This window comes from Ottowia sp., from assembly GCF_047601385.1.
Classification (GTDB): Bacteria; Pseudomonadota; Gammaproteobacteria; order Burkholderiales; family Burkholderiaceae_C; genus Ottowia.
The window spans coordinates 2,555,014-2,571,372 of sequence record NZ_JASGJP010000001.1; the positions used below are offsets into that span (position 1 = coordinate 2,555,014).

The 16,359-nt window shown below is 70.0% G+C and carries 17 protein-coding genes; 10 read left to right on the plus strand and 7 right to left on the minus strand.

All coding sequences use genetic code 11. The annotated features are described in order from the left end of the window. Positions 1–99 precede the first annotated feature (99 nt). From QM772_RS12450 to QM772_RS12475, 6 genes are all read left to right on the plus strand, one after another. Positions 100–858 (plus strand): TorF family putative porin, encoded by a 759-nt coding sequence (locus QM772_RS12450; protein WP_415136911.1) that lies wholly within the window; start codon positions 100–102, stop codon positions 856–858. A gap of 60 nt (positions 859–918) precedes the next feature. After that, positions 919–1,257: a P-II family nitrogen regulator gene (glnK, locus tag QM772_RS12455; protein WP_415136913.1), complete on the plus strand. Its 339-nt coding sequence runs from the start codon at positions 919–921 to the stop codon at positions 1,255–1,257. A gap of 28 nt (positions 1,258–1,285) precedes the next feature. Next, positions 1,286–2,665 carry an ammonium transporter gene (amt, locus tag QM772_RS12460; protein WP_415136915.1) on the plus strand — a complete coding sequence of 460 codons (1,380 nt, stop codon included), beginning with the start codon at positions 1,286–1,288 and terminating at the stop codon, positions 2,663–2,665. Positions 2,666–2,797: 132 nt separating this feature from the next. Beyond that, a complete protein-coding gene (gene glcE / locus QM772_RS12465) occupies positions 2,798–3,862 on the plus strand; it encodes a glycolate oxidase subunit GlcE (protein ID WP_415136917.1) in 1,065 nt (354 codons plus the stop codon). Positions 3,863–3,936: 74 nt separating this feature from the next. Next, the gene (glcF, locus tag QM772_RS12470) at positions 3,937–5,184 is read left to right on the plus strand and encodes a glycolate oxidase subunit GlcF (protein ID WP_415136919.1); all 1,248 of its coding nucleotides are present in this window, start codon (positions 3,937–3,939) and stop codon (positions 5,182–5,184) included. A gap of 46 nt (positions 5,185–5,230) precedes the next feature. Continuing rightward, positions 5,231–5,941 carry a ProQ/FINO family protein gene (locus QM772_RS12475; RefSeq protein ID WP_415136921.1) on the plus strand — a complete coding sequence of 237 codons (711 nt, stop codon included), beginning with the start codon at positions 5,231–5,233 and terminating at the stop codon, positions 5,939–5,941. Between the two features lie 188 nt (positions 5,942–6,129). Here QM772_RS12475 and QM772_RS12480 read toward each other — a convergent pair whose 3' ends face one another. Both QM772_RS12480 and QM772_RS12485 read right to left on the minus strand, forming a co-directional pair. Further along, positions 6,130–6,405, minus strand: coding sequence for a DUF1801 domain-containing protein (locus tag QM772_RS12480; protein WP_415136923.1), 276 nt, complete (start codon positions 6,403–6,405; stop codon positions 6,130–6,132). A gap of 85 nt (positions 6,406–6,490) precedes the next feature. Further along, the gene (locus QM772_RS12485; RefSeq protein WP_415136925.1) at positions 6,491–6,985 is read right to left on the minus strand and encodes a glutathione peroxidase; all 495 of its coding nucleotides are present in this window, start codon (positions 6,983–6,985) and stop codon (positions 6,491–6,493) included. A 164-nt stretch (positions 6,986–7,149) separates the two neighbouring features. Between QM772_RS12485 and QM772_RS12490 the strand changes: the two genes are divergently transcribed. After that, positions 7,150–8,121, plus strand: coding sequence for a hypothetical protein (locus QM772_RS12490; RefSeq protein WP_415136927.1), 972 nt, complete (start codon positions 7,150–7,152; stop codon positions 8,119–8,121). 24 nt (positions 8,122–8,145) lie between these two features. Here the strand turns inward: QM772_RS12490 and lplT are convergent, their stop codons facing one another. Beyond that, positions 8,146–9,429, minus strand: coding sequence for a lysophospholipid transporter LplT (gene lplT, locus QM772_RS12495; RefSeq protein WP_415136929.1), 1,284 nt, complete (start codon positions 9,427–9,429; stop codon positions 8,146–8,148). Between the two features lie 160 nt (positions 9,430–9,589). Between lplT and alr the strand changes: the two genes are divergently transcribed. Continuing rightward, positions 9,590–10,687 carry an alanine racemase gene (gene alr / locus QM772_RS12500; protein WP_415136931.1) on the plus strand — a complete coding sequence of 366 codons (1,098 nt, stop codon included), beginning with the start codon at positions 9,590–9,592 and terminating at the stop codon, positions 10,685–10,687. A gap of 75 nt (positions 10,688–10,762) precedes the next feature. After that, the gene (locus QM772_RS12505) at positions 10,763–11,518 is read left to right on the plus strand and encodes a hypothetical protein (protein ID WP_415136933.1); all 756 of its coding nucleotides are present in this window, start codon (positions 10,763–10,765) and stop codon (positions 11,516–11,518) included. Positions 11,519–11,572: 54 nt separating this feature from the next. Here the strand turns inward: QM772_RS12505 and QM772_RS12510 are convergent, their stop codons facing one another. The 4 genes from QM772_RS12510 to QM772_RS12525 all read right to left on the minus strand — a co-directional run bounded on the left by QM772_RS12510 (position 11,573) and on the right by QM772_RS12525 (position 15,505). Continuing rightward, positions 11,573–12,331, minus strand: coding sequence for a TSUP family transporter (locus QM772_RS12510; protein ID WP_415136935.1), 759 nt, complete (start codon positions 12,329–12,331; stop codon positions 11,573–11,575). Between the two features lie 563 nt (positions 12,332–12,894). Then, the gene (locus tag QM772_RS12515; protein ID WP_415136937.1) at positions 12,895–13,308 is read right to left on the minus strand and encodes a DUF3830 family protein; all 414 of its coding nucleotides are present in this window, start codon (positions 13,306–13,308) and stop codon (positions 12,895–12,897) included. Positions 13,309–13,310: 2 nt separating this feature from the next. After that, positions 13,311–14,774 carry a dihydropyrimidinase gene (gene hydA, locus QM772_RS12520; RefSeq protein WP_415136939.1) on the minus strand — a complete coding sequence of 488 codons (1,464 nt, stop codon included), beginning with the start codon at positions 14,772–14,774 and terminating at the stop codon, positions 13,311–13,313. An 8-nt stretch (positions 14,775–14,782) separates the two neighbouring features. Further along, entirely contained in the window at positions 14,783–15,505 is a 723-nt protein-coding gene (locus QM772_RS12525; protein ID WP_415136941.1) for an aspartate/glutamate racemase family protein, read from the minus strand. 59 nt (positions 15,506–15,564) lie between these two features. Here QM772_RS12525 and QM772_RS12530 point away from each other — a divergent pair, with 59 nt between their 5' ends. Continuing rightward, positions 15,565–16,266, plus strand: coding sequence for a GntR family transcriptional regulator (locus QM772_RS12530; protein ID WP_415136943.1), 702 nt, complete (start codon positions 15,565–15,567; stop codon positions 16,264–16,266). The last annotated feature ends 93 nt before the right edge of the window (positions 16,267–16,359 follow it).

Here is a 16,359-nt window from a genome sequence, read left to right on the forward strand (position 1 = left end):
TCCTCATGGCCGGATGGCCAGGAATGTAGCGTCTTGCAACGCTGGCACGGTCCCTGCAATGGGTGATCCATTGCCATTTTCACCTTGATAGGAGAGGACATGATCACTAACACGCACATCCTGGCCAGGTCTTTGCTGGCCGCCGGCCTGCTCGGCGCCAGCGTCGGCGCCTTCGCGCAGGCCGCCGCAGCTCCGGCGCCCACGCCCGAGCACAGCTTCTCGTTCAACGCCGCCGTGACCAGCGACTACCGCTACCGCGGCATCGCGCAGACGCGCCTGAAGCCGGCCATCAGCGCCGGCGCCGACTACAGCCACTCCAGCGGCCTGTATGTAGGCACCTGGCTGACCACGATCAAGTGGGTCAAGGACGCCGGCGGCGACGCGCCGCTGGAGTGGGACGTCTACGGCGGCTACAAGGGCACGGCCGGCCCCATCGGCTACGACGTCGGCCTGCTGCGCTACCAGTACCCCAACGCCAAGCTGGCCATCAGCCCCAACACCACCGAGATCTACGGCGCCGTGACCTACGAGATGTTCACCGCCAAGTATTCGCACTCGCTGACCAACCTGTTCGGCTTCGACGACAGCAAGGGCAGCGGCTACCTCGACCTCTCCGCCAGCTTCGACCTGGGCGACGGCTGGTCGGTGGTGCCGCACATCGGCCGCCAGTGGATCCGCCACAACAGCGCGTTCTCGTACACCGACTACGCGGTGACGCTGAACAAGGACTTCGGCAACGGCCTGTCGGCCAGCGCCGCCGTCATCGGCACCAACGCCGACAAGGCGCTGTACGTCACGCCTTCCGGCCGCTTCACCGGCAAGACCGGGCTGGTGGTCGGGCTGAAGTACTCGTTCTGAGCGAAATGTGCCGCCAGCGCTTGCCAGTCAAGCGCTGGTAGCTATCGAAAAGGAAGCAAAATGAAACTGGTCACCGCCGTCATCAAACCCTTCAAGCTCGACGAGGTGCGCGAAGCCCTGTCGGCGCTGGGCGTGCAGGGCATCACCGTCACCGAGGTCAAGGGCTTCGGCCGCCAGAAGGGCCACACCGAGCTGTACCGCGGCGCCGAGTACGTGGTCGATTTCCTGCCCAAGGTCAAGATCGAGACCGCCGTGGCCGACGACGTGGTCGAGCGCGTGGTCGAGGCCATCGAGCAAAGCGCGCGCACCGGCAAGATCGGCGACGGCAAGATTTTCGTCGCCGACGTCGAACAGGTCATCCGCATCCGCACCGGCGAGACGGGCAAGGAAGCCCTCTGAGCGTGCCAATTCCTCCAAGAGTTCTGCCATGAAAAAACTGCTTGCTTCCCTCATGCTGGGCCTGAGCCTGCTGGCCGGCGGCGCCGCCGCGCTGGCGCAGGCGCCCGCCGCCTCCGAACCGGCGGCCACCGCCGCGCCCGCGCCGGCCGCCGCTGCCGCGGAGCCCGCGCCCGCCGCCGCCGCGCCCGCGCCCAAGGTCGATTCCGGCGATACCGCCTGGATGCTGACCTCCACGCTGCTGGTGATCCTGATGACCGTGCCCGGCCTGGCGTTGTTCTACGGCGGCCTGGGCCGCAGCAAGAACATGCTGAGTGTGCTGATGCAGGTGTTCGTCATCTTCTCGCTCATCAGCATCCTGTGGTCGCTGTACGGCTACAGCCTGGCCTTCGCCGGCGAAGGCAAGTTCTTCGGCGGCTTCGACAAGCTGTTCCTCAAGGGCGTGACGCAGGAGACCTTCGGCGCGCTCGCCACCATCCCCGAGTACGTGTTCGTCGCCTTCCAGGGCACCTTCGCCGCCATCACCGTGGCGCTGATCGTCGGCTCCTTCGCCGAGCGCGCGCGCTTCTCCGCCGTGCTGCTGTTCGCCGTGCTGTGGTTCACCTTCAGCTACGTGCCGATGGCCCACATCGTGTGGGGCGGCGGCCTGCTGGGCGCCGACGGCGCGCTCGACTTCGCCGGCGGCACCGTGGTGCACATCAACGCCGGTGTCGCCGGCCTGGTGGGCGCCTACATGGTGGGCAAGCGCATCGGCTTCGGCCGCGAGACGATGGCGCCGCACAGCCTGACGCTGACGATGGTGGGCGCCTCGCTGCTGTGGGTGGGCTGGTTCGGCTTCAACGCCGGCTCGGCCGGCGCCGCCAACGCCCTGGCCGGCCTGGCGTTCGTCAACACCGTGCTGGCCACCGCCGCCGCCACGCTCGCCTGGTGCGCCGCCGAGGCCATGCACAAGGGCAAGGCCTCGATGCTGGGCGCCGCTTCCGGCGCCGTCGCCGGCCTGGTGGCCGTCACCCCGGCGGCCGGCTTCGTCGGCCCGATGGGCTCCATCGTCATCGGCCTGATCGCCGGCGTGGTGTGCCTGTGGGGCGTGGGCGGGCTCAAGCGCATGCTGAACGCGGACGACGCGTTCGACGTGTTCGGCGTGCACGGCGTGGGCGGCATCATCGGCGCCATCCTGACCGGCGTGTTCGCCGCCCCCGGCCTGGGCGGCGTGCAGGGCGCCGACTTCGCCATGGGCCACCAGGTGTGGGTGCAGGTCAAGAGCGTGCTGTTCACCATCGTGTGGTCGGGCGTGGTGGCCTTCGTCGCCTACAAGATCGCCGACCTGGTGCTGGGCCTGCGCGTCTCCGAAGAGGACGAGCGCGAGGGCCTGGACATCACCAGCCACGGCGAGACGGCGTACAACCGCTGATGCCCCCTCTGGCGCGCGGAGCACCCGCGTCCGCTGCCCGCGCGCCCGGCACAACAAGAAGCTTCTCTCCAAGGTTCGACTGCCCGCCGCACGGCGGGCTTTTTTTCTGTCCGGGCGGATACGATCACGCGCATGGACGCCGCCGCCGAACAGATCGCCGAGAAAATCATCCAGTCCGCCGAACGCGGACGGCCGCTGCGCATCCGCGGCGGCGGCACCAAGGACTTCTACGGCCAGCAGCTGCACGGCGAACTGCTCGACGCGCGCTTGCTGGCCGGCGTGGTCAGCCACGAACCGAGCGAGCTGGTGGTGACCGTGCGCGGCGGCACGCGCCTGCGCGATCTGGAGGCGCTGCTGGCCGAAAGCAACCAATGCTTGCCCTTCGAGCCGCCGCGCTTCGGCGTTGCCGGCACCGTGGGCGGCATGGTGGCGGCGGGGCTGTCGGGCCCGGCGCGCGCCAGCGCCGGCGCGCTGCGCGATTACGTGCTGGGCGTGCAGATCCTCAACGGCCGTGGCGAGCTGCTGACCTTCGGCGGCCAGGTGATGAAGAACGTGGCCGGCTACGACGCGAGCCGCCTGATGGCCGGCTCCCTGGGCACGCTGGGCGTGATCGTGGAGGTCAGCCTCAAGGTGCTGCCCGTGCCGCCGGCCGAGGCCACGCTGCTGTTCGAGCTGTCCGAGACCAGCGCGCGCCAGCAGCTCAACCGCTGGGCCGGCCAGCCGCTGCCCCTCAACGCCAGCTGCTGGGCCGACGGGCAGCTCGCCGTGCGGCTGCGCGGCGCGCGGGCGGCGGTGGCCAGCGCCTGCCAGTCGATGGGCGGCCAGCGGCTGGACGATGAACGCGCCGAGCGCCAGTGGCAGGCATTGCGCGACCAGGCGCTGCCCTTCTTCCGGCTGGCGCCGGGCGAGGCGCTGTGGCGCGCGAGCGTGCCGGACACGGCCACGCCGCTCAACCTGGGGCCGACGCTGGTCGAGTGGCACGGCGCCCAGCGCTGGCTGCGCCTGCCGCCCGCCTGGGCGCCGCGCGTGCGCGAGGCGGCGGCGCGCGCCGGCGGCCACGCCACGCTGTTTCGCGGCGGCGATGGCAGCGTGCCGGTGTTCACGCCTTTGCATGAGCCGCTGGCGCGCATCCACCAGCGGCTGAAGGCCGAGTTCGACCCGGCCGGCATCTTCGGCCAGGGGCGCATGGGCTTCTGATTTCATAGCTGCCAGCGCTTGACTGGCGGGCGCTACAGCCCGATTCGATATAAAAAATACCCACGACCACCGCCATGCAGACCACCCTGTCCCCCGAGTTCAAGGACACGCCCATCGGCCGCGAGGCCGAGGCCATCCTGCGCAAGTGTGTGCACTGCGGCTTCTGCACCGCCACCTGCCCCACCTACCAGCTGCTGGGCGACGAGCTGGACGGCCCGCGCGGCCGCATCTACCTGATCAAGCAGGTGTTCGAGGGCGCCGCGCCCACGCGCGACACGCAACTGCACCTGGATCGGTGCCTGACCTGCCGCAACTGCGAGACCACCTGCCCCAGCGGCGTGCAGTACGGGCACCTGGTGGACCTGGGCCGCCAGGTGGTGGAAGAGCGCGTGCCGCGCCCGCCGGCCGAGGCGCGCCTGCGGCGCTGGCTGCGCTGGGGCCTGGGCTCGCCGCTGTTCGGCCCGGCGATGCGCGTCGGCCAGTCGGTGCGCGGGCTGCTGCCGGCGGCGCTGCGCGCCAAGGTGCCCGAGCGCCGGCCCGCCGGCGCCTGGCCCACGCGCACGCACGCGCGCAAGGTGCTGCTGCTGGCCGGCTGCGTGCAGCCGTCGATGGCGCCCAACATCAACGCCGCCACCGCCCGCGTGCTGGACGCCGCCGGCATCCAGTGCGTGCTGGCGCGCGGGCAGGGCTGCTGCGGCGCGGTCAAGTTCCACCTGGCCGATGCCGAGGGTGGCCTGAAGCAGATGCGCGCCAACATCGATGCCTGGTGGCCGCACATCGAGCGCGCGCCCCAACAAGGTGGTGCCGAGGCCATCGTCATCAACGCCTCCGGCTGCGGCGCCATGGTCAAGGACTACGGCCACCTGCTGCGCGAGGACGCGCGCTATGCCGCCAAGGCCGCCCGCGTCTCCGAGCTGGCGCGCGACCTGAGCGAGCTGCTGCCCGACATCGCCCCCGCGCTGCGCGGCCGCCTGCGACCCCCGGAGGGCACGCTGGCCTGGCACGCCCCCTGCACCTTGCAGCACGCGCTGAAGCTGCGCGGCACCGTGGAGCCGCAGCTCGCCGCGCTCGGCCTGCCCGTGCGCCCGGCGGCCGAGGAGGCGCACCTGTGCTGCGGCTCGGCCGGCACCTACTCGGTCTTGCAGCCCGTGCTGGCCGCGCAGCTGCGCGAGCGCAAGCTCGGCCACCTGCTGGGCGCCAGCGCGGCCGAGCGGCCAGCCGCCATCCTGTCGGCCAACATCGGCTGCATCACCCACCTGCAGGCCGGCACCGACGTGCCGGTGCGGCACTGGGTGGAACTGCTGGACGAGGCCCTGGCATGATCGAAGGCTTTGCCCGTTCCGCTGCCCCCAGCGCAGCCCGCCCGACATGACCGATACCGCCCCGCCCGAAGTCCCGGCCGAGACGCCTTCCCCCGCCGCGCCGCGCCAGGGCCGGCGCCGCCACCCCCAGGCACCCGTGGCCGGCGCGCGCACCGCCCACCCCGTGCTGGAGCAACTGGCCGCCCTGTACCCGCAGCTGTTCGGCGCCGTGTTCCACCCGCTCAAGCGCGGCATCTTCCACGACCTCCAGGCCGCGCACCCCGGCGTGTTCGCCAAGGAAGACCTCAAGACCGCGCTGGGCCTGCACACCCGCTCCACCCGCTACCTGCAAGCCGTGGCGGCCGGCGAGCAGCGCCGCGACCTGGCGGGCCAGCCTGTGGAGGCCATGGCGCCCGAGCACGTGCACCACGCGCTGCTGGAGGTGTACCGCCGCCGGAAGGGCCGCGCCACCGAAGACCTGCTGCCCCGGCTGCGCCAGCGCATCATCGCCACCTTCGAGGCCTCGGGCCTCTCGCGCGAGGACTACACCGCGCGGGTAGCAAGCCGCGACGAGGCCGCCAACGCCCTCCTGGAGGAAGCCTTCGCCGAATGGATGGCCCGCAACGCGCGCGACGAAGCCCTGCTGCGCGCCTTCGAGGCCAGCGGCCAGACGCTGGAGGCCTTCGCCGACATGTACGGCATCGAGCCCCGCGCCGCGGCCCAGCAGCTGGAGCGCGCGCGGCGCGTGGCCGCTGCGAAAGGCAGGAGCGCGCCGTGACTGCCCGCAAGCGGGCAACCCTCCCCATCGGTGCGTTCTGAGACTCCTGTTTTTATAGCTGCCAGCGCTTTCTGCATAAGCGCTGGGGGCTCAAAAGGCTTGGAATCCAGCGAGCTGGTCGGCCTGAATGTGGCTGGGCGCCACTCCTCGCGGCCTCCAAAGCCAGCGGAAGGTCGTGGGCCGGCCCTTCAGTCTGGATGTCCTTTGCCGCCGCCCTCCAGATGGCCGAGAGTGTCCGAGATCTTGGCGCCGCTGCCAAACCCCATCGAGACATGCTGCCTGTAGGCAAAGACGCCGCAGAACTGCACGCCCGAGGCGAAGAGGATGCCGCCGTACTTGACCTCCTCGGTCACGGATGGAATGGTCCTTTTGACGAGCTTGCGAACAGACTCACTCAATGAGAGTTGCTCGCCGCCAAGCAGACGAATGTCATCCAGGAGTGCTTGGACGGACTTCGTGGCCATGATGGGGGGTGCTTAACCAGGGGTGGATGGGATATCTGTTCGGACAGAAGCGGCATGCCTCCTGGAGCGCGCCAGCCTTTCGCCATCAGGCACCCAGCGCCGCCTCGATATCCCCCGCCAGCGCCTTCGGCGCATCCTGCGGCGCATAGCGGCGGATCACCCGGCCATCCTTGCCGACCAGGAACTTGGTGAAGTTCCACTTGACCGCCTGCGTGCCCAGCATGCCCGGCGCCGCGCGCTTCAGCCAGGCGAACAACGGATGCGCGCCGGGGCCGTTGACCTCGGTCTTTTCCATCATCGGGAAGCTCACGCCGTAGTTGCGCTCGCAGAAGGCGCCGATCTCGGCCGCGTCGCCCGGCTCCTGCCCGCCGAACTGGTTGCACGGGAAGCCCAGCACCACCAGCCCGCGATCGGCGTACTGCTCGTGCAGCGCCTGCAACTCGCCCAGCTGCGGGGTGAAGCCGCAGGCGCTGGCGGTGTTGACCACCAGCACCACCTTGCCGTGCAGGCTGTCCCAGGGCAGTTCCTCGCCCTCCAGCGTCTGCAAGGTCAAGGGGGCGGGAAAGGTGTCGCGGCTCATGGAGTTCTCCTGGGGGTGAATAGGTCACTGGCGTGCGGCGCCGCTACAACGCCGGCGCGCATCTTTCGGGCCGGACGGGGACGGCGGCGGCCGCCGAATCCCCTTGATCATCGACATGCGCGGGCACAGCGTCAACAATGCAGAGATTCACCCCTGAACGCACCGTGCCCTATACCTACGCCTTCGTCGGACTCACGCCCAGCGAGCGCTCGCTGCTGGAGTCGATCTTCGCCCTCGAAGCGGCCGAGGGCGACGACCTGGCGCAGGTGTACAAGCCCGAGGACGCCGACCTGCTGATCGTCAACGGCGACGACCGCGGCGTGGTGCAGCGCCTGCAGGCCGACCACCCCGGCGCCCTGCTGGTGCTGGTGGGCCGTCCGTCCGGCGCCGAGCCGGTCGATCTGCCGGTGCTGCCGCGTCCGCTCGACATGGCCGGCGTGGTGCGCGTGCTGAGCGGCCTGGACTGGCCGCACCAGCGGCGCGGCCAGCCGTCCGACTTCAGCGGCACCTTCAGCCCGACCACCGTGCCGCCGACGCGGCCGCCGCCCGAGTCGCAGCCTGCCGCCATCAGCGAGCGCGACCGGGTGGCGTTCGCGCCCACCACGGCGTCGGCGCCGCTCGGGGCCGGCGCCGCCGTGGCCGTGCGGCCGGTGTCGGCGCGCGCCACCTGGGCCACGCCGGAGCGCGCGGTCAGCGCGCCGGTGCCAGCCGCCGCCACGGGCGACGGCGGCGTGCACGGGCTGCCCGACGATCTCGAGGCCGACATCATGGTGGTCGTCGGTCTGGGCGGCACCAAGCACCATACGCTGCCGCTGGGCCTGCGCAAGCTGGGTTATCGCGTGCGCGTGGTCGAAGGCGCCGAACTGGCCGAGCGCCTGCTGGCGCAGGGCGTGGTGTCCTTCGTGTTCCTGGACCAGGCTTCGCTGGGCGAGCGGATGATGCCGCTGGCGCGCGCGCTCAGTGAACGGCGGCGCGCCCCCGGCGGCCTGCCGCACCTGGCCGTGGTGGCGCGCCACGGCAGCGTGTTCGACCGCATGCGCGCGCGCATGACGGGTTGCGCCTGGATGACGGTGCCGCTCCAGCGCGAGCGGCTGGTGGCCTACTTCGCCCATCGCGGCCTGATTCCGCACCATTGACGGCGTTGGCGCGCGGCGCGGCGGTCAATGCTGGCCGGGATCGCTGCGCGCGATGCGCAGCAGCTGTTCCACCTCGGCCGTGCGGTGCCGCAGGTTGTGCATGTGCCAGAGCTGGATCGCCAGCATCACCACCATCACCACGCCGCCGAACAGCGTGATGGCGCCGAACGCCGGCAGCCCGAAGCCGGTGGAAGCGCTGTACAGCGCCCCCAGCGCCAGGATGCAGGCCTGCTCGTTGAAGTTCTGCACCGCGATCGAGCGGCCGGCGCCCATCAGGTTGTGGCCGCGGTGCTGCAGCAGCGCGTTCATCGGCACCACGATGTAGCCGCCCAGGGCGCCCAGGAAGATCAGGAACGGCACCGCCAGCCACAGCCGGTCGATGAACACCATGGCGATCACCGCCGCGCCCATCAGCACGCCCAGCGGCATCACCGAGGTGGCGCGGTCCAGCCGCACCCGCATGGCCGCCAGCACCGCTCCCGCCGCCGTGCCGATGGCCACCACGCCCACCAGGCTGGCCGCCTGCATGGTGGCGTAGCCCAGCGCCGCCGCCGCCCAGGCCAGCACGATGTAGCGCATGTTGCCCGACACGCCCCAGAACAGCGTGGTGGTGGCCAGCGAGATCTGGCCCAGCTTGTCGTGCCACAGCCGCGAATTGCAGCGCCAGAAGTCGGCCAGCAGCGCCAGCTTCTTGGCCGGCAGGGGCCGCATCTCCACGCCGGTGTGCGGAATGCGCAGGTTGATCGCCGCGGCCAGCGCGTACACCAGCACCATGGCGGCGATGGCGGCCTCGGCCGGGGTGTCGATGCCGCTGTCCACGCCTGGCAGATCGATGGCCAGCAGCGCCGACGACAGGCGCGGCCCCAGCAGCTGCCCGCCCAGCAGCACGCCCAGGATGATGGAGGCGATGGTCAGCCCCTCGATCCAGCCGTTGGCCTTGACCAGCTGGGAGGGCGGCAGCAGCTCGGTCAGGATGCCGTACTTGGCCGGCGAATAGGCCGCCGCGCCCAGCCCGACGATGGCGTAGGCCAGCAGCGGGTGGCCGCCGAACAGCATCAGCAGGCAGCCGACGATCTTGATCGCGTTGCTGAAGAACATCACCCGCCCCTTGGGCCGCGAATCCGCGAACGCGCCCACCCAGGGCGCCAGCACCACGTAGAACAGCGCGAACATCGGCACCAGCGCGGCGCGCTGCCATTCCTGCCCGCCGGCGCCGCGCAGCAGCTCGACCGCGGCGACGAACAGCGCGTTGTCGGCCAGCGAGCTGAAGAACTGCGCGGCCATGATGGTGTAGAAGCCGCGCTTCATGGGAGCGTGGGTCCGGCGGGCGGGGCCCAGGGTGACAGCAGCAATCGGTGGTCAGGGTGAATCGTGCGGCCGTTATAGCATGCAAGGTTCGCGCCGCCGGCCAGGGTTTTCTTGGCTGGCGCGGTGCCAGAATCGGGCTTCCCAGAGCACTCGCCGCCCCATGCCGCGCCCCATCCACGCCACCATCCATACCGCCGCGCTGCGCCACAACATAGAGCGCCTGCGCGCCGCCGCGCCGGGCGCGCGCGTGTGGGCCATCGTCAAGGCCAACGCCTACGGCCACGGCATCGAGCGCGCCTACGAGGGCCTGCGCGGCGCCGACGGCTTCGCGCTGCTGGACCTGGACGAGGCCGAGCGCGTGCGGCGCCTGGGCTGGCGCGGCCCCGTCCTGCTGCTGGAGGGCGTGTTCGAGCCGCGCGACCTGGAGCTGTGCTCGCGCCTGAACCTGTGGCACGCCGTGCACTGCGACGAACAGATCGACTGGCTGGCCACGCACAAGACCCACCAGCCGCACCACGTGTTCCTGAAGATGAACTCGGGCATGAACCGGCTGGGCTTCACGCCCGCGCGCTTGCGCGCCGCCCACGCGCGCCTGCAGGCGCTGCCGCAGGTGGACGAGATCTCGCTCATGACGCACTTCGCCGATGCCGACGGCCCCAAGGGCATCGCCGCGCAGTGGGCCGCCTTCGAGCGCGCCACCGAGGGCCTGCCCGGCGAGCGCAGCGTGTGCAACAGCGCCGCCACCCTGCGCCACGGCCACGATGCCGCCGTGCGCGGCGACTGGGTGCGCCCCGGCATCGCCGCCTACGGCGCCTCGCCCGACTTCCCCGAGCACGACGCGGCGCACTGGGGCCTGCGGCCGACGATGACGCTGGCTTCCAGGTTGATAGCAGTCAATGCGCTCCAGCCGGGCGACAGCGTGGGCTACGGCTCCACCTTCGTGGCCGACCGGCCGCTGCGCGCCGGTGTCGTCGCCTGCGGCTACGCCGACGGCTACCCGCGCCACGCGCCCACCGGCACGCCGGTGCTGGTCGACGGCGTGCGCACCCGCACCCTGGGCCGCGTCAGCATGGACATGATCGTGGTCGATCTGGCGCCGGTGCCGCAGGCGCGCCCGGGCAGCGAGGTCACGCTGTGGGGCATGGCCGCCGGCGGCGCCGTGCTGCCCATCGACGAGGTGGCGCAGGCCGCCGGCACCGTCGGCTACGAGCTGATGTGCGCGCTGGCGCCGCGCGTGCCGGTGTCGGTCGCGGAGTAAGCCGGTTTGAGTGCCAAATCGGCCTCCAGCACCCGCCGGATAAGCGCGAGAAGCTCTAATTTCAGGAGCATCCGGGTGCGCGAAGGCGCCCTGGTGCGCCACCTGCGCGGCCGCCACGTGCTGTGGCTGCACGGCTGGGCGATGGGGCTGCTGACCCTGGGCGCGATGCTGCTCGCCACCACCTTGCTGCGCCACGCCGGCGTCGATGCGCTGGCCTGGCGCTACGCCATCGCGCTGGGCGCCGGCTACGGGGCCTACCTGCTGCTGGTGCGCGTGTGGGCCGGCATGCTGGTGCGCGAGGAGGAGCGGGACGTGCCCGATCCCGGCCTCGACCTGCCCTGGCCCGATGGCGGCGGCGGGCGTGGCGCGCACGGCGGCTACGAGCGTGGCGGCGGCGGCGACTTCGGCGGCGGCGGGGCCGACGCCAGCTTCGAGCTGCCCGCCGACGCCGGCTCGGCGCTGGGTGACGCGGCTTCCGGCGCGCTGGACGCGGTGAGCGGCGCCGACGAGGGCGCCATCGTCGTCATCCCCGTGCTGGCGGTGTTCGCGGCCGTCGCGGCGGCGCTGCTCGGCGGCGGCGGGCTGCTGCTGGCCTACTTCGGCACCGAGGCGCTGCTGGCCGTGGCGGTGGAACTGGCCTTCGCCTGGACCGCCGCCCGCACCGTGGTGCGCGTCGAGCGCGAAGGCTGGCTGCTGGCCGCCATCCGCCTGACCTGGAAGCCGCTGCTCGGCGCCCTGGCCTGCGGCGTGCTGCTGGGCGCGCTGATCGACCACTTCGCGCCCCAGGCCGACACCCTGCCCGAGGCGGTGCGCCTGTGGCGCGGCCGTTGATACTATGAAATCAGGAGCTGTCGGCGCTTGATGGGCGGGCGCTGGAGCCCTATTTCATTTGAGAAATGCGTCGTACCCCGTCTTCAGGATCAGCGCCCCCACGACGACGATGAACACCCCGCGCACGAAGCCCGCGCCGTGCTTCAGCGCCAGCCGCGTGCCCACCAGGCTGCCCGCCACGTTGGCCGCCGCCATCACCAGGCCGACGTGCCACCATACGTGGCCCTTGGCCGCGAACAGCGCGATCGCCGCCACGTTGGTGGCCACGTTCAGCAGCTTGGCGGCGGCCGAGGCGTTGAGGAAGTCGTAGCCCAGCAGCCGCACGAACAGGAAGATGAAGAAGCTGCCCGTGCCCGGGCCGAAGAAGCCGTCGTACCAGCCGATCACCGCGCCGATGGCGCAGGCCAGCAGCGTCTCGCGGCGCGGGTCCAGGTGCGGCGCGTGCGTGCGGCCCAGCTCCTTCTTGCCGAGCGTGTAGAGCAGCACCGCCAGCAGGATGAAGGGCAGCAGCCGGCGCAGAAAGCCCGGGTCGATCAGCGTCACCACCCAGGCGCCCACGAACGAGCCCAGCAGCGCCGCCAGCGCCGCCGGCAGCATCACCGGCCAGCGCAGGCGCACGCGGCGCGCGTATTGCAGCGTCGCGATGCCGGTGCCCCAGACCGAGGCGCTCTTGTTGGTGCCGAACAGCGTGGCCGGCGCCGCCGTGGGGTAGGTGGCGAACAGCGCCGGCACCAGGATCAGCCCGCCGCCGCCCACGATGGCATCCACCAGCCCCGCCAGCAGCGAGGCCAGCGAGACGATGACCAGTTCCATGCCCAAGATGCCTTCTACGCTTGTGATAGCGGCCGGCGCAGCACGGACGGACGCTGGCGGCCGAAACGGCTGATTATCCGCCAGCGCCGCCCGGCCAAAGAAAAGGGCGCCCGAGGGCGCCCTTTGGAGTCGTTTATAGCTGATGAATCTCGTGCTGTCGCTGGAAACCGGTACCGGTGGCCGATTGCTCGTTGTGTGCTGTCTCCTCGGCCCTTTGTGACCACGGCCTCTGAGGACCTGCGGACTGAGTGGCCCGAATGTAACCGTGCGGCGGCGTGACCGGTATCGGGGCTTGCCCGGGGATGGTGCGGGTTTGGTTGCCCAGAAAAGGTGCGCTCCATCTAAAAAATAAATCCTTTGTATTATTTTTTAGGTAATTCCTGGCCAAGCCGGACCAGATCTCAGAGGATTTGGTCATGAAACGTTGCCGCTGTGCTTCAAGGAGCTTGCGGCGCTTGCCAGTTATGCGCTGCCACCGGTTTTGACCGTAATCAATGCCATGACTCGAACGGGTAAGCGCTGAGATAGATCGCTGCATGGTGCTTGAATTTGAAGACGGTGATTCAGGCGCGCTCGATGGCGATGTCCTGCGCCCCTTGCCAGAGCACCTGGCGGCCCAGGGCCGCCAGGTGCTCGCGTCCCTCGACGATGGTCAGGAAATGGTTGCCCGCGAGCTGCCCCATCTTGCTGGAAAAGCAGCAACTGCCGTAGGCAATGAGCAATTCGGCTTCGCTGTAGCCGCCGGGATAGAACAGCACGTCGCCCGCCGAGGGGTGGCTGGTGTGGTTCTCGAAGTCGACGCCCAGCTTGAAATCTCCCAGCGGCACCCAGACGGCCTCTCCGCTCCAGCGGACGTGGATGAGCTTCTGGCGGTAGGGCAGCAGGCGCTCGAAGGCCGCCACCGTTCGAGGGGCGTCGGGGTGAGGCGCGGCAACGAATCTGTGGGCGCCTGCGGTAATGATCCAGCGTGTCTCCATGGTCATGCCTCCAGTCCCGCCCAGCGGCGCCAGCTCTGGGCGCGCGGCCGGGGGCGCGCCATCTCGGGGCGCGCGCAAGGCAGGAACGTTCCGCCTCCTTCGCGCCCCAGGAAGCGCTCGCCGTCCCATACCACCTCGCCGCGCAGCAGGGTCATGCCGGGCCACGCCTGCAACTGCCTGCCTTCGTATGGCGTGTAGTCCACCGCGTGGTGCAGGTCGCGGTTGCGGATGGTGTATGGCCGTCCGGTGTTCCAGACCACGAGATCCGCATCGCTGCCCACGGCGATCGTGCCCTTGCGGGGATACAGGCCGTACAGCCGCGCCGCATTGGTGGCGGTCAGCGCCACGAACTGCTGGAGGGTCAGTCGGTCGGCGAGCACGCCCTCGGAAAACAGCAGCGGCATCCGCGTTTCGATGCCGGGCACGCCGTTGGGCACGTCGGGGAAGGCGGGTTCCCGTGCGCCCAGGTGTTTGCCGGCGGGGTCGTCGTAGTTGTAAGGCGCGTGGTCGGATGAATAGACCGTGAACAGCCCATCCGCCAGGCCGTCCCAGATCACCTGCTGGTTGGCGGCGTCGCGTGGCGGCGGGCTGCAGACGCAACGCGCGCCCAGGAAACCGGGCAGCGCGAGATCGTCCTGGGTGAGGAAGAGGTATTGCGGACAAGTCTCGGCGTGCACGTTCAGGCCCTTGCCGCGGGCCCAGCGAATCTGCTCCACCGCCTCGGCGCCCGAGACGTGCACGATCAGGATGGGCACGTCGATCAGTTCCGCCAGGGAAATCGCCCGGTGCGTGGCCTCGCGCTCCACCGGCGAGGGCCGCGAGAGCCCGTGGTAGCGGGGGGCGGTCTTGCCCTGGGCCAGCAGGCGCTCGGTGAGGAAGGCGATGGCGTCGGTGTTCTCCGCGTGCACCATCACCATCGCGCCGTGCTCCCGCGCCACTTCCAGAAGCTCCAGCACCTGGCGGTCGTCCAGCTTCATGTCCTCGTAGGTCATGTACAGCTTGAACGAGGTGTAGCCCTTCTCGATGAGGGCCGGCAGCTCCTGCCGCAGCACCGCCGGCGTGGGGTCGCTCACGATCAGGTGAAAGGCGTAGTCCACGCTGGCGCGTCCGTCGGCGCGGCGGTGGTAGTCGGCGACGGCGTCGAACATGCGCTGCCCGCGCTGCTGCGCCGCGAAGGGGATGACGGTGGTCGTGCCTCCGCAGGCCGCCGATCGCGTGCCGGTGACGAAGTCGTCGGCCATGCGGACGGGGGGCTGCATGGGTTGGTCCAGATGGCAGTGCGAGTCCACGCCGCCAGGGGTGACGAAGCGTCCGGCGGCGTCGATCTCCCGCGTGGCGGGGGACGGCGGCAGCCGGTCGGCCAGGGCCGCGATACGCCCTTCGCGCACGCCGATGTCGCAATGGAACAGATCGGCCGCGGTGGCCACGTGCGCATTGCGCACGATGAGATCGAACGGTTTGTCCATGGTGGTCCTCAGTTGTGGTTGAAAAGGCTGCCCCAGCCCTGCACGCGGCGCGTGTCGACGCCGCACATGCGCAAGGCTTTCCATACCGCGGTGCTGACAGTGTCGTAGACCGGTATGCCCAGCTCCGCTTCCCAGGCGGGCACCAGATGGGCGGCACGCAGGTTGGTGCAGAAGGTGGTGATGCAGGACGGGCGGGCTTGCGCGACCGTCCGCACCATGCCGGTGAGGCGATCGAGGGGAACCTCGGAAAAACCGAAGTTCTCCTGCAGGCCCAGGTGCTGCTCGGCCACGCAGTCCAGGCCATGGCGTGCGTACTGCGAGACGATGGCCGCCTGCACTTCATCGAGATACGGCGTGACCAGGCCGAATCGCCGCACGCCCCGGCGCTGCATCAGCTCGTTGAGCGCCAGAACCGAGGTGCAGCAGGGCACGCCGGTGGTTTTCCGGACGGCCTCGCAAAGCGCCTGGTCGGCCTCGAAGCCGAGCCAGCCCGACGACGTTCCGCTCCAGGCGATCACATCCACGCGGGCATCGGCCAGCAGCCGTGCGGCCTCCAGAATCGGCTCGACCTGAAACTGGCCCAAAGCTTGCGCATGCAGTGCGATCTGCGTCACGCGAAAGCGTGAGAAATGCGCGGAGACCTCGTGCAGGCCACTGAGCATGGCCGAGGTCAGGGGCTCGAGAGCCGTGTTCGAGGATGGCGTGAGAACGCCGATGAGAACGCGTTTCATGACATCCCTCCGAAGTTTTTGTGCATCATCTGCCCTGCTTTTGTAGAAAAAGGAACACCATGACTGCTCGCAAATCCACGAGCACCCCCGCCGGTGCCGTTGTTCGCAACGTCATCTATGACCGTATCCAGCGCGCGGTCCTGGAGCATCGGCTGCCGCCGGGCACCAAGCTCGCGGAGGATCGTCTGGCCGTACTGTTCGACACCAGCCGCGCGCAAGTACGGGATGTGCTGGGCCGCCTGGCGAACGAAGGGGTGGTGTGCACCATCCCCAACCGTGGTGCGTTCATCGCCTCTCCCACACCCGAGGAGACGCGCGATATCTTCGAGGCTCGTCGTTTGATCGAGCCGGCCCTGGTGCGCCGCTTCGTGGCCTTGCGGGACACCGAAGCGCTGGGTCGCCTGCGGGCGCTGGTGAAGGAGGAAGAGGACGCGCGCGCGCGCAAGGATCGTCCGGCCATGGTGCGCTTGTCCGGTGAATTCCATATGCGATTGGCCGACTACGCGGGCAACCGCACGCTGGCGCGCACCATACGAGGGCTGGCAACGCTGACCTGTCTGGCGATATTTCTGTACGACGCACCGCATTCCACCTCATGCAGGGAGGACGAGCACGAGCAGTTGCTGTCGGCGATGAGCCGCCGACGCGCCGACCGCGCCGCCGAGCTGATGCTGGAGCATCTTCACCATATCGAACACTCGCTGGCGCTCGATGTGCCGCGCGAGCAGATGGTGGATCTGGCGCAAGCTTTGTTGGGTTGATGACGTTCTCGGTGCGGATGCGCTCTGTTCTGGGGCGCGCGGGAATGGCTCATGAGAAAGGTAGACAATAATCCATAATATTGTCTACAAAAG